Consider the following 24282-nt stretch of genomic DNA (forward strand, 5'->3'; position numbering starts at 1 on the left):
TTAGTTTTGTTTTCATCAATTAAAAAAATAATATCATGAAATCAATTTTTGCAGGTACTACATTATGTTTTTTATTTTTCTCGTTAAGTGCTCACAGCCAAAACGAACATGTAACAGTTAGAGACAGTATTAATACGTTTTATAACAAATTATTTGAAGCGCTAGAAGAGAACTATTTGTATACCAAAGATATAGATTGGTTAGGTTTGAAACCTTACATAAAAAAGAAGGCATTAAAAAGCAGATCCTTTGAAGAGTCTTTAAAAATTTCAGTAAAACTTTTTGATACCATTAACGGAAATCATTTACTTCTGTTTTCTGAAAAAGATTGGTATAAAAGTACGCTTGGCAAACAATTATCTCATGACCAATTTAATCAAAGCCTTGCAGACGCTTATGAAAATGGAAAATCCTTTGAAGCAAAGGTAATTGAGAAGGAATACGGTTACGTTTTTATACCAGGAATGCTATTAAAGGATGCTACCCGAGAAGAGTTAGATCAAGCGGGGCAAAAAATTTATGATGCCATTACAAAAATAGATCAATCCCACAACATTAAAGGCTGGATAATTGATCTTCGCTTAAACATTGGTGGTAATTCTAATGTAATGCTTGCCGGATTGTATCATTTATTAGGAAATGGAACCACTCACCTATCGCTAGATATTGATAAACATGTAAAAATCCTTACCAGTATGCATAATGGTACTTTATATAAAAATCATAAAATAAATACGGCTATAAAACCAAACTTAAAACCAAAATCACAGGTTCCTGTCGCTCTAATATCAGGAATTATGACAAACAGTGCAGGAGAATTTGTAATTTTAGGTTTTAGAGGCCGTAAAAATACGATTGTGATTGGAGAAGAAAGTCATGGGAATACGACTGCAAATGACTTGTACGAGTTACCATATAATACAAAGGCTGCAATTACTGAAAGCTATGGAACAGATAGATCTGCAAAATTTACTAAAACCATTATTCCTGATATAGAAGTTATTAAACAACATAATTTTGAAAACCTAGCAAAGGATAAGAACATTATTATGGCTATGGAATTTATCAACTCAAAACAATAACCGTGAGCAGTGAACAAAAAAACATAGAGAAACAGGAACTTACCCAACACATTGAATATTGTATAAAGTACCTGCCAAAAAATAAAAAAATAACACTTCTGACACTCAACCCAACATCACTTTTTTTATATTTATAATCCATCTTAATAACGGAATAGTTCGTATGTTAAATCTGCTACTATTCTTTTTGGATCTCGAATAAAATCATTTTAAATAACAAAGTAATGATCAACAGATTACAATTTTCAATTGATATTGAGGCCGAAAAAACCAAGATTTGGGAAGCACTGTGGGACAAAGACTCCTATCGTGATTGGACAAGTGTATTCTTTGAAGGTTCTTATGCTATTACAGATAATTGGGAAGAAGGTAGCAAAGTGTTATTTCTTTCTCCCGATCAAAATGGTATCTACAGCATCATCCAAACACATATTCCAAACAAAATTATGAAGTTTCAACATATTGGAAATGTAATAAATGGAAAAGAACAGCCCTTGGACCACGAAACAAAAAAATGGTCTGGAACGACCGAAGTTTATACATTAAGTGAAGGGAAGGAAGGTATAACACTTTCTGTCGAAATTGACGTACTGGATGAGCATCTTGAATTTATGAAAAAAATATTTCCAAAGGCATTAGAAAAAGTAAAGGACAACTGTAAATAACAAAGCATACTTTTAACAATGTACCCATGACAAAAATGACCGTAAAAAAGTTATCAAACGTACCATTTGACGAACTATTAAGTTGCTTCCTGTTGGCATTTGAAAACTATTATGTTAAAATGCCAACCGACAAAAACTATTATGAACAAAGATGGAAAGCTGCCAAGGTAGATTTCAACCTTTCATACGGAATGTTTGACGAAGAAAAACTAGTAGGGTTTATAATTCATGCTGTCGATTATAGAAATGGCATATTAACGGCTTTTAATACAGGGACGGGAGTCATTCCTAAATACCGAGGAAAAAGAATTGTAAAGTCAATTTATGACTATGCCCTTAGGGACTTAAAACAAAATAGTATTGAAAAAAGCACACTCGAAGTGATTACAAAAAACGAAATTGCTATTCGTGCTTACAAGAGTATTGGATTCGATATTTCTAAAGAATACAAATGCTTTAACGGAGTTATAAAAATTGAGAATCCCCATCAAGTTGAGTTAAAAGAGGTAGATCTAAAAAATATAGTTTGGAAAAATTTACCCAATCAAGAATTATATTCCTGGGATAATCAAAAAGAAACAATCTTAGAGGGAACCTACAAATTCTATCATGTCATAAATAACGAGGTGTCAGAATCATTTTTTATAGTAAATACGAATGCTCATTATTTGGCCCAATTTGGTTTATTACAAAATAAAAATGGTGGTTGGGATAGACTTTTTTCAGCAATTAAAGAAAAATCAAGTAAAATTAAAATTAATAATGTTGATGAACGACTTAAAGAAAAAATTGATTATCTAACTTCCATTGGATTAGAAAATCCAATCGACCAATATGAAATGGAATTAAGCCTTAGATAAAAAAACTAATTAGGCTTTTTGAGTTGGTTAAATCATCATACTTAGGAACAATCCTTGCACACTCCTGTTAGTACACAGTTTACATGCGCTACTTGGTACCCCGTTTCTATAGAGAAATGTACTGGTGCAGGCAAACATTCTATAGTTTCACAATTAATACACCGAAAATGAAAATGATGTTGTGGTTTTTGATCTTCACCACATTTTGCGCACAAAGCAAAGTATTGTTTTCCATCCTCAGCTACGATACGGTGCAATATCCCATCATTACAGAAACGATTCAATACTCTATAAATCGTAGCCCTATTAATCTCAATACTTATTTTATCTTGAATTGCATCCTGGCTCATTGCTTTGGTAGACGATTTCAAAACAGATAGTACCGCGTCTTTTGTTGGAGTATTTCTTCGTTTCATGTTACAAAGTTAAGTTAAATTAACTTAATGCAACAGAATTGCATTAATATAAAAAGATAGTATATTTGTAAAATCATCTAATGCGACAAAATCGCATTAATAAAATTAATTAATATGATTAACTCAAATAATTTCGAAGTAGTAATAGTTGGTGGCAGTTATGCAGGGCTTTCGGCTGCGATGTCATTGGGTCGTTCGCTGCGCAATGTATTAATAATTGACAGTGGCTTACCTTGTAATAGACAAACACCTCATTCTCATAATTTTATAACGCAAGACGGCGCAAAACCAAGTAAAATTTCTTCGGAAGCCAGATCACAAGTTTTAAAGTATGAGACTATCCAATTTCTTAAAGATGCTGTAATTAAGGGGCAGAAAATGGATGAAAGTTTTCTTATCCTCACAAAATCCGGAAAAGAGTATACTGCAAAAAAAATAATTTTTGCTACAGGAATAAAGGATATCATGCCAGAAATTAGGGGCTTTTCAGATTGTTGGGGTATTTCTGTTGTCCATTGTCCCTATTGTCATGGCTACGAAATACGAAAGAAAAAAACGGGAATCATTGCCAACGGAGAAAAAGCGTTTCACTTAGCCTCATTAATCAACAACCTAACTGACAATCTCACTATCTTAACTTCAGGGGAAGCAGATTTTACCGAAGAACAAATTTCAAAACTTAAGAAACATAATATAAAAGTTATTGAAAAAGAAATTTCAGAAATAGAACATGTAAACGGGAACATTGAAAACATAGTTTTCAAAGATAACAGTAGAGAAAATTACGATGCCGCCTATGCCGCTCTTACATTTGAGCAGAATTCTGAGATACCTCAATTATTGGGTTGCGCATTAACAGAACATGGCTACATACAAACCGATATGACATACAAAACGACTGTCAATGGTGTATATGCTTGTGGAGACAATTGCTCAAGGATGCGTTCTGTAGCCAATGCTGTCGCTTCTGGAAACATGGTAGGTGCCACGATCAATATGGAACTTACCAACGAAAACTTTTAGAATAAACCTAGAAAAGGATTAAATAGGAATACGTATTAGTGATTGATACAGCAGAATTAAAGAGAAAATTTTAATCTTTTCCTTTCCGATTCAGTATATTGTATACACAAAAAACTAAGCAATGTACTAGATGAAAAATGATTTTAAAATAGATTTTTTGGATCATGTGGCTATTCGGGTAAAGGATATAGAACTATCTGCAAATTGGTACCAAAAAGTATTAGGTTTAAGAAAATATAAATTAAAAGAATGGGGCGAATTTCCGGTTTTTATGTTGTCTGAAAAAAGTGGAGTTGCTTTGTTTCCTGCAAATCAAAATGATGAACCTATTAATCTTAATTCAAAAAACATAAAAATTGATCATTTTGCATTTAATGTAACCAATGAAAACTTTGAAAAAGTCAAAAACAAGTATATCGAATTAGGGCTGGAATTTCAGATCCAGAACCATCACTATTTTGACTCTATATATACCAAAGATCCGGATGGTCACACTGTCGAATTAACAACCCTGAAGGTAAATAAAAAAGAGTTTTACAAATAAAACACAAATGAGTATAGAAGAAATTATAATGAGTTATTGGAAATCCTGGCAAAGTCATTCTGATTGGGACGTTACAAGAAGGTATATGAAAGATTATTTTAAATTAGATGCAGGAATTTTTAAGACAGAATCTGCAGATCAATTAATTGAAATGATGAAAAAAGGAAACCCCTGGAAAGAAATCAATTTACTCGATTTTGTGGTAACCAATAATAAAGGAGCTCTCGTATATGAAGGAATTGATTCGGTAACCAACGTTAAAACTAGAATCTCAAAAATCATTACAGTTGTCGACAATAAAGTAGCAAGCTGTATTACTACTATTGCTCCACTGTCAGGTAAAGAATAAAAGAGAAATGTGCAAAAGTCATTTCGCTTATACTAATAATAACTTTTTACTTTAGTATAAAATTAGATAAGAATTCCTGTAATATGTGTGGCTTACAACGTTATATAAAAAACAACATTTTTTTACGTACACCATTCCCCAGACCTAAAAGGAAACGCAAAAGTGTATTTTGGCTATTTTTGATTAGTGTGGTTTGTAGTGTTTTTATTTTGCTATTTAAACCTTTTAATATCGAAAACCAGACAGGAGAATGGTACGTTGATCTTATCTTATTTAGTCTAGGTATTGTTTTTTTCTTATCTATTTTCTTTATTGAGTTTCTTATTCCATATATCGCACCAAGATGTTTTACAAATTGGACCTTAGGAAAAGCAATTATATGGTACACGTGGGTCATTTTGTTTGTTGGTGCTGTTATCTTTTTGTATAAAAGCTTTTTAGGTGGCTTTAAGGATTTTACCTGGACAGAGTATTTTTTTGTAATTGGTCGAGTTTTAGTGATAGCTGTGACCGTATCATTTTTCGCATTAGGAGTTTTTAGCTATTTCAATCGCAAGCAGTTTTCCCTTTTATCCTCTAATGAAAGATATTCCATTTCTGCGCCCAATGCAAAACCTCTTCAACTTAACTTAAATGAAATCATGTACATTGTAAGCGATGACAATTATGTAGATATACATCTAGAAAAAGAAGGAAAGAGAAAAAAGAAAGTATTTCGGTCGAGTTTAAAAAACATAGAATCACAAATTGTGAATCCGGTATCCCCAATATATAGGTGTCATAGAAAATACCTAATCAATATCCAGTACTTTGAAATCCATAAAATAAATAGTCGAAGCATGAGTATCTTACTTCAAAAATACCTTGATGAAATCCCTGTATCCAAAAAATATGCGGAGCAAATTAATGAACTCCTGCATATTCACCACTAAAATTTACATTTTCTCCACAAAGCCCACATAAAATCTAAGTTTTATGGTTTTTAATGAATTCATTTGTTTACTAAAAATTTAAAATCATTAATCAAATGAAAACATTCAAAAACACAATTGTAATTGTAATACATTGCTTACTTACAAGTAATATAATTGCTGGAGTAACCTCTAGAGACTTTAATAAAAAGAAACTATCCAATCAAATAGAATATGTTTCGTATAATGAAGCTGAGGAGATTATTGTATCCTATGTAAATGATTATAAAAGTGATCGTTTCGCATCTGAAGTTCGTACCGTAGGAATAGAAGTGCCTGATTATGGTACTTGGTCTGTAATAGTGACCGGAAAGAAATTGTCAAATGAATGGGAAGTAGTTCTTAAAAAAGGACTTCCAACCAATCCAACCTATGTTTACAAAATTGAGTTCGAAACTTTAAAAGCAATTTATAATCGTGAAATTAACGCTCTAACTGCACAAGGTAAGGCATTTTCTGGTGATTATACTCCTATGAGCGTTTGGGAAATGGAAGGTTTTACTCCTTCCCCAGATGATGATAGTAAGTTGAATGCTTTCTCATTTCATTTTTGGACCAAAGGGTTCCCAGAGATAATTCCATTTCGTGAAGGAACCACGAGAAAGGCACATGGCTCAAATTTTACTGTTTTCTATTATGAGAAAGGGCTGCGCACTGCCTGGTACCGAATATTACCAGGAGAAAAGGTCCGTGATGATGCTAGAGAACAAGCCGCACCTTTTCCAATGTTAGGCGTAACGATAAAAGGGACGATCGAAGGTAAAGTAGACGGTAAAAGAATCACAGTTGCAGAAGGAAATACAGTATTTATTCCTGCAAATGTAGCCCATAAATGGTGGAACGATAAGGACGAAGTTGTAGAAGTAGTCCTCATCATGTTTGGTAAAGGGGCATAATAGATTTGTAACAACGAACCTTTCTTTTGAGAAAGGTTCGTTGTTACATTTAAATAGAAAAACTTATAAACCACAAGCATATGTTAATTACAAGTCAATATTTTGGAACGATTGTTCTACTATAATACATCTGTAATCGAATTCAATTTTTTTTGATCTATATCAGAACAATCGTTCCAATATAAATATTAATTTAAACAATAAGAAAAATGAAAACTATTGTAATCCAAAAAGCTTTATTCAGCCTAACCGCAATAATCATTACCGCTACCATTGTGAGCTTTGGTATCAAAAACAAAAATGAAACTATCACAGCGTTTAATCACAAAGAATCTAACGCTATTATCAATGCAGATCACGAAATTCTAACCGTAATTAATGTAATCACACCCAAAGAAGGTCAACAAGAAAAAATAATAAAATTACTTAATAAAGGAATGACTGAAACCATGCGTTACCAAAAAGGTTTCATTTCTGCCAATATCCACAAAAGCCTTGATAGCGAGCATGTCATCGTCTATGCACAATGGAAGGACAGTGTTTCTTTGCAAGAAGCTGTAAAACTTATAGAAACGGGTAAAGCTCCGAATATGCTAGAAGTATTTAGTAATTCAACACCGGATTATCACCCGTATGATGTAACTTCGGTAAATTTGGCAAGTAATAAAAAGTAAGATAAACAATTCGATATTTAAAAAGAGCAGGTTCCACTAATATGTCGACCTGCTCTGTATATAAGATTATGCCAAGAATCAAGTCATTCGACGAAAATGAAATTCTGGAAAAAGCAATGTTTCTTTTTTGGGAAAAAGGATTTTATGCGACTTCTATGCAAGATCTCGTTACGAATCTTGGGATTAATAGAGCTAGTATTTATGATACTTATGGCGATAAAATGCAGCTTTTTTTAAAAGCCTTTGCTCAGTATAGAAAAACATCTTTAAACAGTTTAAAAACATTTCTATATAGTCAAAATTCGGTAAAAGAAGGATTCAAAAAGCTTTTTCTTTCTATTACCGAAGAGTCAGTATCCGATAAAAACAAAAAAGGTTGTTTTGTAGTAAATACGACCACCGAACTTACTGCACACCACGAAGTAATTACATCTATTATCCAGGAAAATCAAAAAATGTTTGTTGATCTTTTTTATGATCATCTAAAAACAGGCGTTGAAAATGGAGAAATATCAAATAAAAAGGATCTAAGATCACTAGCCCTATTTCTTTTCACCTTAAATAATGACATCAAAGTATTAAATCGTACTAGCGGTTCTAGCAAAGAGTTAAAAGAAATGGTACTAAGTGCCCTTACGATTTTGGATTAAGTCTTTATTATTACAAAAACCTAAAACACCATTCATACACCCTATAGTTGCAGTGTAAGATGATTTTTTGGTATCTTATACACAAACAACTCATGTGTATGTGAATTATAACTGAATCATAACTCATTATTCTACTTATAAAATGACAACAAGCGCTTCTAAAGTTACCCTACATATGGTTTCTAGTCTTGATGGTTTTATAGCCAAAAAAGACGATGATGTTTCATGGCTTCAATCTACTGATAATTATGGCAAAGGGGTAACATTAAGTCAGGAAGATATAGAAAAATTTATTGCGACCATCGATTGTTATGTCATGGGATCGAAAACATACGAACATGCTCTAAAACTAGGTTGGCCCTATGGCAGTATGCCTGTAATTGTATTAACTCACAGAAATCTAAAAGCAGATAAAAAAAACGTCGAATTCTATTCTGGAGACCTTGATGAACTTATAAACCATCAACTTAAACCAAAGTACAAAAGTATATGGATGGTAGGCGGTGCAATACTTGCCAAAGATTTTATTCGCGCCAAATTGGTTGATGAAATCATTGTATCTATTATGCCGGTTATTTTGGGAGATGGAATATTATTTTTTGACTACGTTGAACAAGAAAGTAGATTACATCTAAAAGATGTTACGGCTTATAAAGATGGTATGGTAGAATTATGGTATGAAGTAAAAAAGGAATAGGAAAGAATGAACTACGACGGTAAAATATGAAGCACTATTATCAATAAAGAAAGTAGAGAAAAATAGCTCTCATATCCACAAGTATATTCTAAAAAGTTTTGTTAAAAATCGACACAACCTTGCGTAACCAAATGATTACACTTAAATTAGTAACCAATCGGTAACATATAAACATGCGAAGAGATGTTTTTCAGGCAATAGCAGACCCTGTTCGCAGGGATATTATCAAACTTTTATCGGCACAAGCATTATCTGTAAATGAAGTGGCCAAAAAATTTGAAGTGAGTCGTCCTGCTATTTCAAAACATTTAAAAATTTTGAAAGAATGTGGTATCATCGATATTCACCAAAAAGGAAGAGAACGATATTGCTTGATTCGTCCCAAAAGCCTTATACCCGCTTTCTTATGGATAGAACAATATCAAACACTTTGGGAAGATAAATTAGATTCCTTTGAAGTTTATTTAAATCAATTACAATTACAACACAAAAAACGAGACAAAAATGAGTAATCTTAACAACCGAACTTTGACTCTGGAAAGAACATTTGATGCCCCAATAGAACTTGTTTGGGAAGCCTGGACACAACCTGAGCATATTGCCCAATGGTGGGGCCCAAAAGGGATGAAAACAGAAGTGATAGCCCATAATTTTGAAGTTGGAGGTAGCTGGAAGTATTCAATGAAAATGCCAGATGGTAGTGATTTTATTGCCAATGGAGTCTATCTTGAAATCATTGAATTCGAAAAAATTCGTACATCAGCAGATTTTAAACCTATGACAGAAGGAGTAGAATTACAGATACTACTGAAAAAAAATGGTAATAAAACCAATTTTACTTTTCATGTAGTGCATGCAACCGAGGAATATTGCAAACAGCAAGAAGAAATGGGGTTCTATAATGGCTGGGGATCAACTTTTGAAAGATTAAACGAGTATCTCGTTGAAAAGACCTTGTAAATAGTTAAGAAGGAAAACGACTTTAATAACATAAGGTAACATTTATAGTACATTAGATTTATTACATAATGGCAGCACCCACTTATATGGAAACTATAAAAAGGTATGATTTGCATAAAGATGACTACTCAAAATTGCATTTTGAGATCAATGATGCCAAACCCTACTTTGAAAAAAATCAAAAACATGCATCGGTACCGCATCGTCATAGCTTTTACCAAATTATATGGTTCAAAAAAGCAGGTCGACATTATGTAGATTATGAAATACTGGATCATCCCGAAAATTCTATTTTCTTCATAAATAAAAATCAAATCCATTATTTCTGCAATAATGCCGCCAATGAGGGGCACCTATTTCATTTTAACGATGTATTTATTAATAAATACCAACAAGGTATTATGGAACGCTTTTTGGCTTCTATTTTTAATGAAATTGGTAGCCGGTATATCAAACTTTCTACAGCAGATACCAACAAGGTTAGATTGCTTACTTCTTTTATAGAATCTGAAATCCGATTTAAAGATCTCTATTACAAAGAGCAAGTGTATCACTACTTTCAAAATATCTTATTTCAAATCGAAAGACTGCGCCAAAAAGAGGCAAATATTGATTTCAATGTAGCCAAAGATTATAAGCTTGCCGTGAATTTTAAAAAATTGATTTTTGATCAGATAGATGCATTTTATAGTATTGATGACTATGCGCATAAACTGGGTACTAATGCAAAAACATTAACTACAATAAGTAAAAACATTCTTCTTGACACCCCAGCAAACATTATAAAAGAGAGTAAGATTTTGGAAGCAAAACGTTTATTGTCGAATCAAAAAATATCCATCAAAGAGATTGCATACAGTCTAGGATTTGAAGACCCTACATATTTTACAAAGTATTTTAAAAAGGGAACCGGACTTACTCCAAAAGCGTTTCAGAAAACGCATCTCTAGATTACCATTTTCAGTTTCTGGATTACCATTTCTAAAAAGAAAATGCACCGAAATTTGCTTCAGTATTAATTCTTAAAACAATAAAAAATGAGTAATCAAGCCTTAATCATAGGTGGTACTACCGGAATGGGAAAAGCCACGGCAGAACTTTTATTAAAAGATGGGATTGAAGTTATTTTAATCGGAAGAGACACTCCCAAACTTACTAAGGCACAAAAAAACCTATCTGAATTAGGTAAAGTAGTTACCATTGCACTTGATCTTAACGACACTACTGCCATAAAAGATTTTACATTACAATTAAGTGAACTTGCACCTAGATTAAAATATTTGGTAAATGCTGCAGGGTATTTTAGTCCGAAACCTTTTTTAGAGCATACCGAAGAGGAGTATGATCTCTACCATAACTTTAACCGCGCGTTCTTTTTTATTACACAAGAAGCATCTAAGATTTTAATTAAAAATGAAGGCGGCGCTATAGTTAATATAGGGTCTATGTGGGCAAAGCAGGCTATTAAAGCTACTCCCTCATCGGCATACTCTATGGCCAAAGCAGGATTGCATTCGTTAACACAACATTTGGCAATGGAATTGGCCCAGTATAACATTCGAGTAAATGCCGTATCACCAGCTGTAGTTGTCACTCCTATTTACGGAGCTTTTATAGAAGAAACCAAAATCGAAGAAACCTTACAAAGCTTTAATGATTTTCATCCTATTGGACGTGTTGGAAGAGCTGAAGATATAGCAAAAACGATTCATTTCCTGCTTACCGATAACAGTTCATGGGTAACTGGGGCCATTTGGGATATTGATGGCGGTGTAATGGCAGGTAGAAACTAAAAATTATCACACAAAAGGATTTATATTAAGTTATGAATCCTTTTTATTTTATACATCTAAAAAGTCTTCTTCAAAACTGGAAATAAAGTCATGAATATACTTTTTATATTGATCTTCTTTTCTTGCCACCAAATAATGAGTTCTTTTTAAACCGTGTTTTCCAATTCTTTTTAATACAATGTCGTCAGAGATATTAAGAGATTGCAAGGCCCACTTTGGCATACACATTACCCCCATATTTGCATTTACCATCTCGAGAGCGACTTCGGTAAGAGGAATGGCAGAAATCTTTAAGGGAGTTATTTTGTTTGGTTTTAAAAACTGCTTGTATACAGAAACAGTTTCCAATGGAAATGAGTGAATAATTAAATGAAGTTTTAAAAAATTACCAGCCTCTAAATATGCAGTCTTGCTATAGGTATGCTCTTTGTGTAAAACAGCAAAAATTTCATCTTCAAAAAGTGGAATCTCTATCAACTCCTCATTTACCGGTTTTGAAGTAACCAAAGCCATATCGATCTCTTTTAATAATAATTTTGAAATGGGTTGATGCGTAGCCTCTAATACCAAATCGACATCAATATCGGGGTATAAAACTCCCATTTTCTGAATAAACTTTGGCAATCCCTGATAAAAAGAATAACATTCTGTACTAACCCTAATTGTACCTTTGGAACCCGTTGTGATCTTTTTTATACTATTAAACCCAAGTTCAATAGTATTCAATACTTCATTAGCCATTTTGTATAGCTCCTGCCCTTCTTCGGTTAGTTTCCACTTATTTCTGGTTCGATGAAACACTCTAAACTCTAAACGCCCCTCTAATTCACGCAATTGATGACTTAAAGCCGATTGCGTAAGAAACAATTTTTCAGAAGAATTGGCAATATTTCCTTCTTCAGCTATTGTTTTTATTAACCTGAAATATTTGATATCCATACCACAAAGCTACGATAATGTGGGAATTTCGAATATGAAAATATTTCAACTATACCATCAAATCATTCAGCTATATAATTAGGAACATGAAGTACTCAGCCTATAATTTTGAGCCAAATAAAACACAATAATTATGAACGATCAAACGAAATTTTATGAAAGCAAACTGGCATATGAAATGGATCCGGCGGATTTATTTGACGCCCTCGAAAATCAAGAAAATATTGTAGTTATAGATGCAAGACAGTCTTTTGGATATGAAAAAGAACATATTCCAACTGCTATTAATTTTCCGCATAGAGAAATGACAACAGAAAGCACACAACATTTGGATAAAGAAAAAACCTATATCTGTTATTGTGATGGTATTGGGTGTAATGCGTCCACCAAAGGCGCTCTAAAAATGGCTAAACTTGGTTTTAAGGTCAAGGAATTAATAGGTGGTATCGAGTGGTGGAAATTTGACGGGTATGCAACCCAAGGTACAAATCCTACGGGAGGTTCTTTAATCAAATGTGCTTGTTAGGTGTTAACCTTTAACCCTTTTTATGATCAAATACCGTCTTGAGATAATCGGTATTTGATCATAAAATCAGATCATAGATTATAACTAATCGGGTAGTATTAAAAAATATTTTTATATTAGAGGTTCATCAACATGATTTGATGCTAAATAACCCCAAACCCGAAATCATGAAAAAACTCTACTTTTTACTTGCTTTTGCAAGTATACTTCTTTTCCTATCCTGTAATAAAGATGACAACACATCGAATAACGATCCCAAATTAATTATAAAATTAGAAGTAGACCCAACACAAGTTCGTTTGGGAAATACTGGGACTCCTGCTAATATCCCAGCGGGTAATGCTGGGCAAAGTCCTGTTTTTAACTCAATCTCTGCTCATTATTTAGAGTTTACATCAAATGCAACGACATTGCTTGGAGATGGCGCTATAGTATATCAAGCTCCCGAAACTGATAAAGGAGGTGCTGGTGCTATAGACTTTAACAGATCAAATGTAGTAGCTCCTGGTGATGTCTTTTTAGAAGTATCTCTTAAGGACATAACTCCTGGATCCTATGAATGGGTACGGCTTTCATTGTCTTATCAAAACTATGATGTGCAATTTTATTTTAATGACGCTCCATTTACAGGTACTGTAGCTAGTTTTGTTGGATTTAATAACTACCTAACCGAATACACTATAAAAAACGAAACTGTAACGGTAAATGGCAACAGATCTCAAGGATATTGGGGTTTTGAAACTATTACTGGTGTACAAACCGGTCAAGCTCCAGAGGGAGCAACTACCGTCCCTAATCCTTTGTTTACTACCTCTCCTATCCCTCAGGGTTCGTGTGTTGTCACTGGAAATTTTGACCAAAACCTGGTGATTACTGGTAATGAGTCTGAAGACATAACGGTTACACTTTCTTTATCTATAAATAATAGTTTTGAATGGGTTGATGTAAATCAAAATGGAAAATGGGATGTTGATCCCGATTCTGGTGAAAATATTGTAGATATGGGACTTAGAGGGTTAGTACCATCGTTTCAATAGTTGCTTAAGAAAAATACTTAACACTATTTATATCCTTACGGCTACTCCAACAGATGTAAATTTCGTAATTTTCTTGTACACAAAAATTAACTTAAAATCACGAAATTATGACAACTATACATGCGTATGCAGCAAAAGAAGCTGGAGCTCGACTCGAACCTTTTCAATATGAATTAGGAGATATAGGCAAAGAACAAGTAGATATTAAAGTTCATTATTGTGGGATATGTCATTCTGATATTAGTATGGTTAATAATGACTGGGGAAATGCGCAGTTTCCAATAGTTCCCGGTCATGAGATTGTAGGAGAAGTTGTTGATATTGGGCCTAATGTAAAAAACATAAAAAATGGAGATCTCGTTGGATTAGGGTGGTTTTCTGAATCCTGTATGCATTGCGATCAATGTATGAGCGGGAGTCATAACCTATGTCCAACTAAAGAAGAAGTTATTGTAGGTCGCCATGGCGGGTTTGCCGATCATGTGCGTTGTCATTGGTCCTGGGCCATACCGTTACCAAAGGATATAGACCTGAGTAAAGCAGGGCCATTATTTTGTGGCGGAATTACAGTTTTCAACCCAATAATCATGGCTGGTGTAAAACCAACCGATAAGGTGGGCGTGATAGGTATTGGTGGTCTTGGCCATATGGCAGTTCAATTTTTAAACAAATGGGGTTGCGAAGTCGTCGCTTTTAGCTCTAGTCCATCAAAAAAAGAAGAAATCTTTAATATGGGTGCACATAAGGTAGTAAACTCAAGAGACACTAGGGCAATGGAAGAAATAAATGGCTCCTTGGATTTCATCTTGAACACAACAAATGTGACCTTAGACTGGCCTGGATATTTAAATGTTTTGTCACCAAAAGGAACTTTTCACAATGTTGGAGCGGTATTAGAACCCATGGCAATTCCGGCGTTTAGTTTAATTGGTGGAGAAAAAACTGTTTCGGGAAGTCCTTTGGGAAGCCCTGCTCTTACAAGAAAAATGCTGGAGTTTTGCGTTCGTCATAACATTTATCCAATTATAGAAGAGTTTCCTCTAGCAAAGGTGAATGAAGCTTTTGATCATCTTAAAAACGGTAAAGCAAGATATCGTATAGTATTAAAGATTTCATAGTAAAGGACAAATGTCATATTTGTTAATTTCCTTTTTTTTAACTTTAATATCTGTTAAAACATTAAACACTACTTCTTCATGTTTACCCGCGAAGATCTCACACATGCCAAAAAACGAAAGCAATTAATCGATATTGCAAGTCAAAGAAATATTGATATTTCTAAGATTCAAAGACGACTCAGATACGAAGATGAACTTAGAGCTTTACAAGCCGAGATGGTAAATCTTCAACAATGGATCGCCAAAAAGAAATTAAGAGTAGCTATTATTTTTGAAGGTAGAGACGCCGCCGGCAAAGGTGGATCTATAAAACGATTTACAGAGCATTTAAATCCCAGGTCGATGCGAATTGTTGCTCTTTCTAAACCAACTGAAGAAGAAAAAGGGCAATGGTACTTTAGAAGATACATAAAAGAATTGCCTAACCCGGGTGAGATTGTTTTTTTTGACCGCAGTTGGTATAACCGCGCAGTAGTGGAGCCTGTTATGGGCTTTTGTAATAAGAATCAGTACAAGAAGTTTATGGTTCAAGTTCCAGAATTTGAACATATGTTATATGAAGATGGAATAAAGGTTATTAAATTTTGGTTTTCAATTTCAAAGGAAGAACAAAAAAAACGGTTTGATGCCAGGTTGGAAAACCCTTTAAAAATATGGAAGTTTAGCCCCGTCGATATGAAAGGGCAACAATTATGGAAAAAATATACACATTACAAAGAACAAATGTTTTCCAAAACTCATATTACATTTAGTCCCTGGATCATTGTTAAAACCAATGATAAAAAGACTGCACGTATAGAAAGCATGCGTTATGTATTATCTCAATTTGATTATGTTGGGAAATCACAAGCAAAAACTACATTGTTACCCGATCCAAATGTAATTGTGCGTTATTACAGATACATCGAACAAATAGATATTTAATATGGCAACAGTTCAAAAAAAACCGCATATAGATTTTTCTGAACAAGATTTGGAAATACTTAACTCTCCTACCGGCTTGAAATATCTCTTTGCCGATAAAAAAACCGATGTCCAGAAAGCGCTAAGAATGGCGAAGTATGAAATTGAACTTAAAGAACTTCAGGCAGAATTAGTTAAACTACAAAGTTGGGTTATTGATAAAGGAAAAAAAATAGTTATACTTTTTGAAGGTAGAGATGCTGCCGGTAAAGGAGGTGCTATACGACGAATTGCTGCCCATATTAATCCACGGTATTACAGAATTGTTGCACTCCCTAAACCAACTGAAGAAGAAGAAGGACAATGGTATTTTCAAAGGTATGTGAACCAACTCCCCAAACCCGGGGAAATGGTTTTCTTTGATCGTAGTTGGTACAACCGGGCAGTAGTTGAACCTGTAAACAAGTTTTGTACACAAAAACAATACAATACTTTTATGGGGCAAGTAAATGATTTTGAAAGAATGATACTGGAATCGGATACCTATCTCATAAAATTCTATTTTTCTATAACCAAAGAAGAACAGGAATATAGGTTTAGAGATATCAAAACCAGCCCTTTGAAAAGATGGAAAATGACCCGTGTAGATGAAAAAGCACAAGAGTTATGGGATGAATATACCAAGTATAAAGTTAAAATGTTTGAACATACCAATACAAAGCATTCTCCTTGGATAATTCTTGAAGCCAATAAGAAAACAAAGGCTAGAATTGAGGCAATACGTTATATTTTAAATACTATTCCTTTTCAAAAATAAAGGGATTTCATTCAACTTAGAAAAACACCTTATTGCAGGTATCATAACTAGAATGAGTATTCACAAAACCTCAATGTATTACAGTTTTTATTAAGAATTTAGAAAAACTGACCTTATCTTTTTACTTATCTAAGATTGTAACATATCTTATTTCAATTTTTTTCTACTTTTAAAACATCTATGTATTCGTATATGGTAATTTTCACTTAATCATACTCTAAAAAGCTATCGAATGAGAAAAATTGTTCTTCTGTTTATTCTCTGTATATTATTCATGGTTCCACAGTTATCAAAAAGTCAGGCAAAAAAAGAACCTTTGAAAGTTGGTGTAATTGGTTTAACACATACTCACGTACATTGGATCTTAGGAAGACCCGATCGAGGAGACATTAAAATTGTTGGAATTGTGGAGCCCAATACCGATTTAGCAAAGCGATACTCCAAACAACATGGATATCCTATGGATATTGTCTACAGTACCATGGAAGAAATGATAAAGGCCGTTAAACCAGAGGCAGTAACTGCTTTTGGAACCATCTATGACCATCTCGAAGTTGTTGAAACCTTTGCTCCTCTTGGAATACATATCATGGTAGAAAAACCCCTGGCAGTAAATATAGAACATGCCAAAAAAATGAAATCCCTTGCAGAAAAACATAATATTCATTTATTAACCAATTACGAAACTACTTGGTACGCTACCAACCATAAGGCCTATGATATGGTTAAAAATGGAGATATAGGTGATCTGAGTAAAGTTGTGGTTCATGACGGTCATAAAGGACCAATAGAATTAGGTATCAATAAAGAATTCTTGGATTGGCTTACAGATCCTGTTGCCAATGGTGGTGGTGCTCTACCTGATTTTGGATGTTATGGTGCCAATATCATCGTTTGGCTAAACAATGGAAAAAAACCTGAATCAGTTTTTGCAATTACCCAGACTTTTAAACCTGATCTTTATCCTAAAGTTGATGATGAAGCTACTGTCATTTTAAAATACCCCAAAATGCAAGGAATCATTCAGGCTTCCTGGAACTGGCCAATTGCAAGAAAAGATATGGAAATCTATGGTAAAAAAGGATACATCTTTAGTGATAACAGATCTGATTTACGCTATCGTTTAAGCGAAGACGATAAAGAAATAAAAGAAAAACTTGAAGAACGTCCAACACCTTTGGACGATCCTTTCGCCCTATTAGCTGCGGTAGTCAAAGGTGAAATCGAACTTCCTCCTTATGACCTGTCTTCCTTAGAAAATAACATGATTGTAGTAGAGATCCTTGAAGCTGCTAAAGAGAGTGCAAAAACTGGTAGAGTTGTTCCATTAAAACAATAAGAAATGCTTAATAAAATTATCCTAAGTACCATTTTGGTCTTCAATCTATGTTATGGTTTTTCACAAGAGAATAATCCTGTGGCAAATCCAGAAGCTATAACAACAGCAGGAAATGCTAGGTTTACGGTGCTTACGCCTCATCTGATACGGATGGAATGGAGTGAGAATGCTAATTTTGAAGATAAGGCATCTTTTGTGGTGATTAATCGAAATTTGGAAGTTCCTTCTTTTGATAAAAACGAAACAGAAAGTACACTCACTATTACTACCAAGGCATTAACACTCACGTATAAAAAAGGCACAGAAGCTTTTTCAAAAGACAATTTAACTATTTCATATATTCTGAATGATGAATCAAAAACTTGGAATCCCGAGGTTATTGACAATCAAAACTTAAAAGGAACGACAAGAACACTCGATGGCGCTAATGGTGGAAAATGGTGGAACGGTAAGGATATTGAGCTCGAAGACGGAATCATTTCCAGAAATGGGTTTGCGCTTCTAGATGATTCTAATTCTTTCCTCTTTGATGAATCTGACTGGAATTGGGTTCAAAAAAGAAAAGAAGACAAACATCAGGATTGGTATTTTTTTGGTCATGGGCATAATTACAAACAAGCTTTAAAGGACTACATTGCTATTGCTGGAAAAATCCCAATGTTGCCAAAATATGCGCTCGGGTATTGGTGGTCAAGATATTGGGTATATTCCGATCAGGAGCTAAAAGATTTGGTATCCGATTTTAGAACGTACGATATTCCAATTGATGTATTGATTATCGATATGGACTGGCATGAAACCTTTGGAGGGTTAAAGAATACTAAAAACCCGAAAATGGATGAAACTGGTAATTGGTTGGGCTGGACAGGATATAGTTGGAATCGTTCCTTATTTCCAAATCCCGAAAAATTTCTTGATTGGACCAATGAAAATAATCTTAAAACTGCTTTAAACTTACATCCCGCTTCTGGAATAGCCCCCGTGGAAGACGCCTATCAAGATTTTGCAAAAGCATATAATTTTGATACTGAGAGTAAGAAATACATTCATTATCAAATGGCCGATAAAAAATGGGCCGAAACTTATTTTAATACCTTACTACGACCTTTTGAAAAGAATGGAATTGATTTTTGGTGGTTGGATTGGCAGCAATATCCAGAGAGTAAAATAGTTCCAGGATTGAGTAATACCTGGTGGCTCAATTATACTTTTTTCACCGATATGGAACAACAAAGTAATAATCGCCCTATGATTTTTCATCGTTGGGGAGGTATGGGAAATCACAGATACCCCATTGGTTTTTCTGGGGATGATAAAATAAGTTGGGGATCTCTCAAGTATCAAACATATTTTACGGCTACAGCCGCAAATGTAGGTTATGGTTGGTGGAGTCATGATATTGGTGGGCATGCATCTAGTGAATTAGATCGAAATGCCGAATTATATGTTCGTTGGCTACAGTTTGGCGTTTTTAGTCCTATTTTAAGAACCCATAGTGCCAAAATTTCTAGTATTGAGCGTAGGTTCTGGAAATACCCAGATCACTTTAAAATCATGAAAGAATTGGTACAACTACGATATCAATTGGCTCCTTACATATATACTGCTTCAAGAATGGCTTATGACACAGGGCTTTCTATTATTAGGCCCGTGTATTATAATTATCCTGAAAAAGAAGAAGCATATACCTATAAATATCAATACCTGTTTGGAGATGATATGATTATTTCTCCAGTTTCTGATAGCGTCTCTAGTATAAATTCTTTGGCAAAAAAAGATATATGGCTACCCAAAGGGACATGGTACGAATGGCATTCAGGGAGCCTTATTGAAGGAGATAAAGTATTATCTCGAAATTTTGCTGTCGATGAAATTCCAATATATGTAAAAGCAGGTAGTATTATTCCTATGTACCCAAAAATTGCCCATTTACAACAACAAGTATCAGATTGGATTTTAAATGTTGTTCCCGGAGATCAAGGACAAGCTATAGTCTATGAAGATGATGGATCCACAAATGAATACACCAAGGATAAATATGCCACAACCAAAGTAAGTCAGAAAACCTCAAAAAACAGTACAGAAATTATTATTTCTAAACGTAAAGGAACATATTCTGACATGTATGACAAAAGAACTTATACCCTAAAACTACTACGATCTTTTCCTCCAAAATCAGTACATGTTGATGGGGTTTTATATCCTTATAGTAAAGAGGCAAAAGAAAATTATTGGAGCTATGACGGACAAAAACTTACTACTATGATTAAAGTTCCTCTTTCTTCTACTAATGAAGAGGTAAAAATCAATATCATCTATGATGAAAACAAACATGAGAAAGATATGCTTTTGAATGAAAAACAGTTACTTTTCAGAAGGGTTTCAAAAATGGTGGGTGATATGAAAATCGAAGTGGCGAGAAAAAACTGGTGGTCCTCCCTACCAAACCCTGTTTTGGCAGCAGAACAAACTCCTACCAGAATTCAATACAACCCAAACAATATTGTATCTTTTCTTGAAGATTTTGAAAGGAACTTTGAAGAAATGAAAAAGCTTATCCTTGAACATCCCGATGCACGCAAGGAGGTTGCCAAAAAAATGGTAGGGTATCTGGAATATTAATAAGTAGCTTAAACGTTTTAAAAAAACAGGAAAATGAAACTTAAAAATCTATTATTACTAGTTGTACTTATGAGCCTTTGCTCATCATCTTTTGCGCAAACGAAAAAAATACAAGGGAATCTGGTGCACACGGTTTTCTTTTGGCTTAACAATCCCGATAACGTTGACGAAAGAAAAACTTTTGAAAAAGGGGTAAAAGAGCTCCTCGAACAGTGCAAATTTATCACCTCAGCCCATTTAGGGACTCCTGCAAATACAGCTAAAAGAGAGGTAGTTGATGCTTCATACACATATTGCGTAGTCATTACTTTTGAATCCAAAGAAGCTCATGATAAGTACCAGATAGACCCATTACACAAAAAATTTATTGAAGAAAATAAAAATTTGTGGAGGAAAGTACTCGTATACGATTCGAAACAATTATGAAAAAGTATATCTATAAAAAGAAAGCTACCTTATTTAGGTAGCTTTTTTATAAACAAAAACGACTCTTTTAACCTTTTAACCACGCTTTTCTTAGCTCAAGTTGCTTTTCTGTCGGGTTCTCGATTACAGTTAACTTTTTTCCATAGGTGTAGGATTGTGTAATTTTTGTTTTGATTACTACATCCTCTCCCGCTCTATTTAGTTTTATTTCAAGATCATCTCCTTCTTCCCATTCTAATGTAGCTCCCAAAATTTTATTTACATTTTGAATGGTTAATTTCTCTCCATTAATTTCTAATACATCATCATTTGGTTTCACGCCATTTTCATGCCAAAAACTATTGTCCACTACTTGTTCGGTAAAGAAAATACTTCCTGTAGCCATGTTTCCTGCAAATATTAGTTCTCGCCCATTCTGAATATAACTTGTCTCTATTTTTTCTTCTTTAACGGCCAAACCAACTTTGTTGAAAAAAGTATCATAATTAATAGGTGTTGTTCCTATCACATGAGTATGTAAAAACTCCCCCACAGAAGGATATGTCATAGCTATAATCTCTTCTATAATTTTATCATCTTCAAAAGGTTTGTCTTTCCCATATTTCAGAGATAATTCTTTCATTAATGATAAAATCCCGCGCTTACCTTCACTTGCCTCTCTCATCAGAATATCGATACACATCCCTATTAATGCTCCTTTTTCGTATACATTAGCATAATTAGACTCATACTGTTTTTCTATGATATTCTCGCTCATTACAGTAAAACTCATAGAATCATCAAATTCACTAGCATTTTGAATCTTATCTCTTATTTTACTATAAAATTCGTCTTCATCAACTAATCCCCGATTCACCTGAAAAAGTGTAGCAAAATATTCGGTAACACCTTCATACATCCATAAATGTTTTGAAAACGTAGGCGCATTATAGTCAAAGTAATGCACATCTTCAGAATGTACACTAAGCGGTGTTACAATATGAAAAAACTCATGAGACACAACGTCTATCATGGCTGAAGCTAATGCTTCATCTGGCATTTGTTCTGGTAATACAACAACTGTAGAGGTATGATGTTCTAATGCCCCAAAACCTGTAGGTGACTTTTCTGTTGAAGGAGCTAAATACAAGTAAATATCATACCTGAGAGTGCTATTAATATCTCCCAAATATTCTTTTTGTGCCTCCATCATTTTATAAACGGTCTCTTTAATTTTTGAAGCTTTGTGTATTTTATTTGGAGAATAAACACTTAAAACGATTTTAATATCTCCAACCTGAAACTCTTCAACATCAAGATCACCATACATCATAGGATTATCGGTTATTTCAAAATACCTTGATGCAAAGTATTTGTCTGTGGTATTAAGTCCGTCTTCGCTGGTTTCAGTAGCTACTTTCTGCAATGCCGATGTTCGTTTCATCGCAGTAGGTGCTTTTACCTCAAGTGAATATTGATTATTCTTCAAAACATCAAAATAACCAATAAAACCATGAAGGTTAAGCACGAAGTTCTCTGGTTCAATATTTGTTCCAGAGGGCGAAAATGGCGTTCCAATTGTTACGTTTTCAATGTCATAAGTATCATTAACCTTATACGCTATTTTATCGAGTTGAGTAGCATTGGGAATTAACCATGAATTATTGTCCAAATTATTTACTGCGATCTCATTGCCTTCATAATCATAGGCTTTAAAATCCTCTATGTATTTACCGAAATCACTGACAGAATAGGTTCCCTGAACAACTTTAGGAAGAAAGTACGTTACAGAGTCCTGAACAAACCGTCCAGGGTTAATGACAACAGGAACTTTATCTTCTTCAGCTTGGGTTAAATCCATACTGGACTTTATAGGAAGACTTGTAGCAATATCATTTGAAGGATTCTTAACTCCACATCCAACTAACAATAAACCAATAGAAATCTTGGCCAATGTATTTTTCATGTACTCAAATTATGTGTTATTATTCTAAACTCTTAAAAAGGGGGCGTGTTACAATTTTGAAAGCGCAAAATATGCATTTTGTAACTACTTTAGCTTATTTTTAGCACTTTTTAATTTCTAAAACAAGATTTTTGGATTTAACAATCGACAACCAAAGGATACATTTTTCTTGTGACCCTAAAACATTTTCAAAAGAAAAGAATAGTGTATTATTTTTGCACGACTCTCTTGGATGTGTTGAACTTTGGAGAGATTTCCCAAAAGAATTAGCATCATTTGCAAACTGTAATGCAATAGCCTATGACAGACAAGGTTACGGAAAATCCGCTCCCTTTACAGTAAACCATAGAGATAACAACTATTTACAAAAAGAAGCCGAAATTCTTGGTCAAATACTTGAAAAATTAAACCTTAATAAAGTAATACTTTTTGGACACAGCGACGGAGGAAGTATTGCCTTACTTGCTGCCGCTTTGTTCCCTGAAAAGATACTTGGGATTATTACCGAAGGGGCACATGTTTTTGTTGAAAAAGTAACTATTCGGGGAATCAAAGAAGCAAAAAAAGCATATAATGTCACAAACTTAAGAGAAAGATTAACCAAATATCATGGAGATAAAACTGATGATGTATTTAGATTATGGACCGAAACGTGGCTTTCTTCATCATATCGATCATGGAATATTGAAGAATACCTCCCCTTGGTGAAATGCCCTTCTTTGATCATTCAGGGAGAAAAAGATGAATATGGCACCTTGGACCAAGTAACTTCAATTGTATCAAAATCTACCGGAAAGTCTACAGCTTTATTAATCAAAGATGTAGGACATACTCCGCACAAAGAGATACCAGAATTGATTATTGAAAACTCATTAAAATTTATTAACAGTGTTTCGAGTTAAAAAAATGATAAAATACATCCTTAACTCCTAAAATATTCAGAAACTTGTAAAGTTGGTCTATCGTATATAGCTTTTTGATAATATTGAATCAAGGAGATTAAGGCTCGTATCTATTAAATCTAAAGCAT

Annotated in this window: 27 protein-coding genes; 24 read left to right on the forward strand and 3 right to left on the reverse strand. The window is 33.9% G+C overall.

Features of this window, described 5'->3' with window-relative positions; translation table 11 throughout:
• The first annotated feature begins 35 nt into the window (after positions 1-35).
• The 3 genes from U6A24_RS14525 (at position 36) to U6A24_RS14535 (ending at position 2607) form a co-directional block, all read left to right on the forward strand.
• A complete protein-coding gene (locus U6A24_RS14525; protein ID WP_324180715.1) occupies positions 36-1082 on the forward strand; it encodes a S41 family peptidase in 1047 nt (348 codons plus the stop codon).
• Between the two features lie 224 nt (positions 1083-1306).
• A complete protein-coding gene (locus tag U6A24_RS14530) occupies positions 1307-1747 on the forward strand; it encodes a hypothetical protein (protein WP_324180716.1) in 441 nt (146 codons plus the stop codon).
• Positions 1748-1773: 26 nt separating this feature from the next.
• Complete coding sequence (locus tag U6A24_RS14535) at positions 1774-2607, forward strand: GNAT family N-acetyltransferase (RefSeq protein ID WP_324180717.1); 834 nt, start codon at positions 1774-1776, stop codon at positions 2605-2607.
• Positions 2608-2648: 41 nt separating this feature from the next.
• Here U6A24_RS14535 and U6A24_RS14540 read toward each other — a convergent pair whose 3' ends face one another.
• Complete coding sequence (locus U6A24_RS14540; RefSeq protein WP_324180718.1) at positions 2649-3023, reverse strand: Fur family transcriptional regulator; 375 nt, start codon at positions 3021-3023, stop codon at positions 2649-2651.
• Positions 3024-3137: 114 nt separating this feature from the next.
• Here U6A24_RS14540 and U6A24_RS14545 point away from each other — a divergent pair, with 114 nt between their 5' ends.
• The 12 genes from U6A24_RS14545 to U6A24_RS14600 all read left to right on the forward strand — a co-directional run bounded on the left by U6A24_RS14545 (position 3138) and on the right by U6A24_RS14600 (position 11580).
• A complete protein-coding gene (locus tag U6A24_RS14545; RefSeq protein WP_324180719.1) occupies positions 3138-4046 on the forward strand; it encodes an NAD(P)/FAD-dependent oxidoreductase in 909 nt (302 codons plus the stop codon).
• A 130-nt stretch (positions 4047-4176) separates the two neighbouring features.
• Complete coding sequence (locus U6A24_RS14550) at positions 4177-4590, forward strand: VOC family protein (protein ID WP_324180720.1); 414 nt, start codon at positions 4177-4179, stop codon at positions 4588-4590.
• A gap of 7 nt (positions 4591-4597) precedes the next feature.
• A complete protein-coding gene (locus U6A24_RS14555; protein ID WP_324180721.1) occupies positions 4598-4939 on the forward strand; it encodes a hypothetical protein in 342 nt (113 codons plus the stop codon).
• Between the two features lie 209 nt (positions 4940-5148).
• Positions 5149-5871, forward strand: coding sequence for a LytR/AlgR family response regulator transcription factor (locus U6A24_RS14560; RefSeq protein WP_324180722.1), 723 nt, complete (start codon positions 5149-5151; stop codon positions 5869-5871).
• Positions 5872-5966: 95 nt separating this feature from the next.
• Entirely contained in the window at positions 5967-6806 is an 840-nt protein-coding gene (locus U6A24_RS14565; RefSeq protein WP_324180723.1) for a cupin domain-containing protein, read from the forward strand.
• Between the two features lie 209 nt (positions 6807-7015).
• The gene (locus U6A24_RS14570) at positions 7016-7480 is read left to right on the forward strand and encodes an antibiotic biosynthesis monooxygenase family protein (protein WP_324180724.1); all 465 of its coding nucleotides are present in this window, start codon (positions 7016-7018) and stop codon (positions 7478-7480) included.
• Between the two features lie 68 nt (positions 7481-7548).
• Positions 7549-8130 carry a TetR/AcrR family transcriptional regulator gene (locus tag U6A24_RS14575; protein WP_324180725.1) on the forward strand — a complete coding sequence of 194 codons (582 nt, stop codon included), beginning with the start codon at positions 7549-7551 and terminating at the stop codon, positions 8128-8130.
• A 142-nt stretch (positions 8131-8272) separates the two neighbouring features.
• On the forward strand, positions 8273-8827 hold the full coding sequence (locus U6A24_RS14580; RefSeq protein WP_324180726.1) for a dihydrofolate reductase family protein: 555 nt from the start codon (positions 8273-8275) through the stop codon (positions 8825-8827).
• 173 nt (positions 8828-9000) lie between these two features.
• The gene (locus tag U6A24_RS14585; protein WP_324180727.1) at positions 9001-9339 is read left to right on the forward strand and encodes an ArsR/SmtB family transcription factor; all 339 of its coding nucleotides are present in this window, start codon (positions 9001-9003) and stop codon (positions 9337-9339) included.
• Positions 9332-9787 carry an SRPBCC domain-containing protein gene (locus tag U6A24_RS14590; RefSeq protein ID WP_324180728.1) on the forward strand — a complete coding sequence of 152 codons (456 nt, stop codon included), beginning with the start codon at positions 9332-9334 and terminating at the stop codon, positions 9785-9787. Before U6A24_RS14585 ends, U6A24_RS14590 begins: the two co-directional genes overlap by 8 nt.
• A 68-nt stretch (positions 9788-9855) precedes the next feature.
• Positions 9856-10737 (forward strand): AraC family transcriptional regulator, encoded by an 882-nt coding sequence (locus U6A24_RS14595; RefSeq protein ID WP_324180729.1) that lies wholly within the window; start codon positions 9856-9858, stop codon positions 10735-10737.
• An 87-nt stretch (positions 10738-10824) separates the two neighbouring features.
• Positions 10825-11580: an SDR family NAD(P)-dependent oxidoreductase gene (locus tag U6A24_RS14600; RefSeq protein WP_324180730.1), complete on the forward strand. Its 756-nt coding sequence runs from the start codon at positions 10825-10827 to the stop codon at positions 11578-11580.
• Between the two features lie 48 nt (positions 11581-11628).
• Here the strand turns inward: U6A24_RS14600 and U6A24_RS14605 are convergent, their stop codons facing one another.
• Positions 11629-12519 carry a LysR family transcriptional regulator gene (locus U6A24_RS14605; RefSeq protein ID WP_324180731.1) on the reverse strand — a complete coding sequence of 297 codons (891 nt, stop codon included), beginning with the start codon at positions 12517-12519 and terminating at the stop codon, positions 11629-11631.
• Positions 12520-12652: 133 nt separating this feature from the next.
• Between U6A24_RS14605 and U6A24_RS14610 the strand changes: the two genes are divergently transcribed.
• From U6A24_RS14610 to U6A24_RS14645, 8 genes are all read left to right on the forward strand, one after another.
• Positions 12653-13045 (forward strand): rhodanese-like domain-containing protein, encoded by a 393-nt coding sequence (locus U6A24_RS14610; RefSeq protein ID WP_324180732.1) that lies wholly within the window; start codon positions 12653-12655, stop codon positions 13043-13045.
• A gap of 167 nt (positions 13046-13212) precedes the next feature.
• Positions 13213-14082: a hypothetical protein gene (locus U6A24_RS14615; protein WP_324180733.1), complete on the forward strand. Its 870-nt coding sequence runs from the start codon at positions 13213-13215 to the stop codon at positions 14080-14082.
• A 107-nt stretch (positions 14083-14189) separates the two neighbouring features.
• Positions 14190-15200, forward strand: a complete 1011-nt coding sequence (gene ahr, locus U6A24_RS14620) for an NADPH-dependent aldehyde reductase Ahr (RefSeq protein ID WP_324180734.1) — start codon at positions 14190-14192, stop codon at positions 15198-15200.
• Between the two features lie 78 nt (positions 15201-15278).
• The gene (gene ppk2, locus U6A24_RS14625) at positions 15279-16124 is read left to right on the forward strand and encodes a polyphosphate kinase 2 (RefSeq protein ID WP_324180735.1); all 846 of its coding nucleotides are present in this window, start codon (positions 15279-15281) and stop codon (positions 16122-16124) included.
• A gap of 1 nt (position 16125) precedes the next feature.
• Positions 16126-16920, forward strand: a complete 795-nt coding sequence (gene ppk2 / locus U6A24_RS14630) for a polyphosphate kinase 2 (RefSeq protein ID WP_324180736.1) — start codon at positions 16126-16128, stop codon at positions 16918-16920.
• Positions 16921-17152: 232 nt separating this feature from the next.
• Complete coding sequence (locus U6A24_RS14635) at positions 17153-18259, forward strand: Gfo/Idh/MocA family protein (RefSeq protein WP_324180737.1); 1107 nt, start codon at positions 17153-17155, stop codon at positions 18257-18259.
• 3 nt (positions 18260-18262) lie between these two features.
• Positions 18263-20881: a TIM-barrel domain-containing protein gene (locus U6A24_RS14640; protein WP_324180738.1), complete on the forward strand. Its 2619-nt coding sequence runs from the start codon at positions 18263-18265 to the stop codon at positions 20879-20881.
• Between the two features lie 33 nt (positions 20882-20914).
• Positions 20915-21307, forward strand: a complete 393-nt coding sequence (locus tag U6A24_RS14645; RefSeq protein WP_324180739.1) for a Dabb family protein — start codon at positions 20915-20917, stop codon at positions 21305-21307.
• Between the two features lie 67 nt (positions 21308-21374).
• Here the strand turns inward: U6A24_RS14645 and U6A24_RS14650 are convergent, their stop codons facing one another.
• The gene (locus U6A24_RS14650) at positions 21375-23252 is read right to left on the reverse strand and encodes a M61 family metallopeptidase (protein ID WP_324180740.1); all 1878 of its coding nucleotides are present in this window, start codon (positions 23250-23252) and stop codon (positions 21375-21377) included.
• Positions 23253-23383: 131 nt separating this feature from the next.
• On the opposite strand from U6A24_RS14650, the gene U6A24_RS14655 reads away from it, so the two are divergent.
• On the forward strand, positions 23384-24154 hold the full coding sequence (locus U6A24_RS14655; RefSeq protein ID WP_324180741.1) for an alpha/beta fold hydrolase: 771 nt from the start codon (positions 23384-23386) through the stop codon (positions 24152-24154).
• The last annotated feature ends 128 nt before the right edge of the window (positions 24155-24282 follow it).

The organism is Aquimarina gracilis (assembly GCF_035285365.1).
GTDB classification, from domain to species: domain Bacteria; phylum Bacteroidota; class Bacteroidia; order Flavobacteriales; family Flavobacteriaceae; genus Aquimarina; species Aquimarina gracilis.

What these genes read in the sequence shown, in the direction of transcription:
- U6A24_RS14525 (WP_324180715.1), top strand. Translation starts at nt 36, where the DNA reads ATGAAATCAATTTTTGCAGGTACTACATTATGTTTTTTATTTTTCTCG.
- U6A24_RS14530 (WP_324180716.1), top strand. Translation starts at nt 1,307, where the DNA reads ATGATCAACAGATTACAATTTTCAATTGATATTGAGGCCGAAAAAACC.
- U6A24_RS14535 (WP_324180717.1), top strand. Translation starts at nt 1,774, where the DNA reads ATGACAAAAATGACCGTAAAAAAGTTATCAAACGTACCATTTGACGAA.
- U6A24_RS14540 (WP_324180718.1), bottom strand. Translation starts at nt 3,023, where the DNA reads ATGAAACGAAGAAATACTCCAACAAAAGACGCGGTACTATCTGTTTTG.
- U6A24_RS14545 (WP_324180719.1), top strand. Translation starts at nt 3,138, where the DNA reads ATGATTAACTCAAATAATTTCGAAGTAGTAATAGTTGGTGGCAGTTAT.
- U6A24_RS14550 (WP_324180720.1), top strand. Translation starts at nt 4,177, where the DNA reads ATGAAAAATGATTTTAAAATAGATTTTTTGGATCATGTGGCTATTCGG.
- U6A24_RS14555 (WP_324180721.1), top strand. Translation starts at nt 4,598, where the DNA reads ATGAGTATAGAAGAAATTATAATGAGTTATTGGAAATCCTGGCAAAGT.
- U6A24_RS14565 (WP_324180723.1), top strand. Translation starts at nt 5,967, where the DNA reads ATGAAAACATTCAAAAACACAATTGTAATTGTAATACATTGCTTACTT.
- U6A24_RS14570 (WP_324180724.1), top strand. Translation starts at nt 7,016, where the DNA reads ATGAAAACTATTGTAATCCAAAAAGCTTTATTCAGCCTAACCGCAATA.
- U6A24_RS14575 (WP_324180725.1), top strand. Translation starts at nt 7,549, where the DNA reads ATGCCAAGAATCAAGTCATTCGACGAAAATGAAATTCTGGAAAAAGCA.
- U6A24_RS14580 (WP_324180726.1), top strand. Translation starts at nt 8,273, where the DNA reads ATGACAACAAGCGCTTCTAAAGTTACCCTACATATGGTTTCTAGTCTT.
- U6A24_RS14585 (WP_324180727.1), top strand. Translation starts at nt 9,001, where the DNA reads ATGCGAAGAGATGTTTTTCAGGCAATAGCAGACCCTGTTCGCAGGGAT.
- U6A24_RS14590 (WP_324180728.1), top strand. Translation starts at nt 9,332, where the DNA reads ATGAGTAATCTTAACAACCGAACTTTGACTCTGGAAAGAACATTTGAT.
- U6A24_RS14595 (WP_324180729.1), top strand. Translation starts at nt 9,856, where the DNA reads ATGGCAGCACCCACTTATATGGAAACTATAAAAAGGTATGATTTGCAT.
- U6A24_RS14600 (WP_324180730.1), top strand. Translation starts at nt 10,825, where the DNA reads ATGAGTAATCAAGCCTTAATCATAGGTGGTACTACCGGAATGGGAAAA.
- U6A24_RS14605 (WP_324180731.1), bottom strand. Translation starts at nt 12,519, where the DNA reads ATGGATATCAAATATTTCAGGTTAATAAAAACAATAGCTGAAGAAGGA.
- U6A24_RS14610 (WP_324180732.1), top strand. Translation starts at nt 12,653, where the DNA reads ATGAACGATCAAACGAAATTTTATGAAAGCAAACTGGCATATGAAATG.
- U6A24_RS14615 (WP_324180733.1), top strand. Translation starts at nt 13,213, where the DNA reads ATGAAAAAACTCTACTTTTTACTTGCTTTTGCAAGTATACTTCTTTTC.
- ahr (WP_324180734.1), top strand. Translation starts at nt 14,190, where the DNA reads ATGACAACTATACATGCGTATGCAGCAAAAGAAGCTGGAGCTCGACTC.
- ppk2 (WP_324180735.1), top strand. Translation starts at nt 15,279, where the DNA reads ATGTTTACCCGCGAAGATCTCACACATGCCAAAAAACGAAAGCAATTA.
- ppk2 (WP_324180736.1), top strand. Translation starts at nt 16,126, where the DNA reads ATGGCAACAGTTCAAAAAAAACCGCATATAGATTTTTCTGAACAAGAT.
- U6A24_RS14635 (WP_324180737.1), top strand. Translation starts at nt 17,153, where the DNA reads ATGAGAAAAATTGTTCTTCTGTTTATTCTCTGTATATTATTCATGGTT.
- U6A24_RS14640 (WP_324180738.1), top strand. Translation starts at nt 18,263, where the DNA reads ATGCTTAATAAAATTATCCTAAGTACCATTTTGGTCTTCAATCTATGT.
- U6A24_RS14645 (WP_324180739.1), top strand. Translation starts at nt 20,915, where the DNA reads ATGAAACTTAAAAATCTATTATTACTAGTTGTACTTATGAGCCTTTGC.
- U6A24_RS14650 (WP_324180740.1), bottom strand. Translation starts at nt 23,252, where the DNA reads ATGAAAAATACATTGGCCAAGATTTCTATTGGTTTATTGTTAGTTGGA.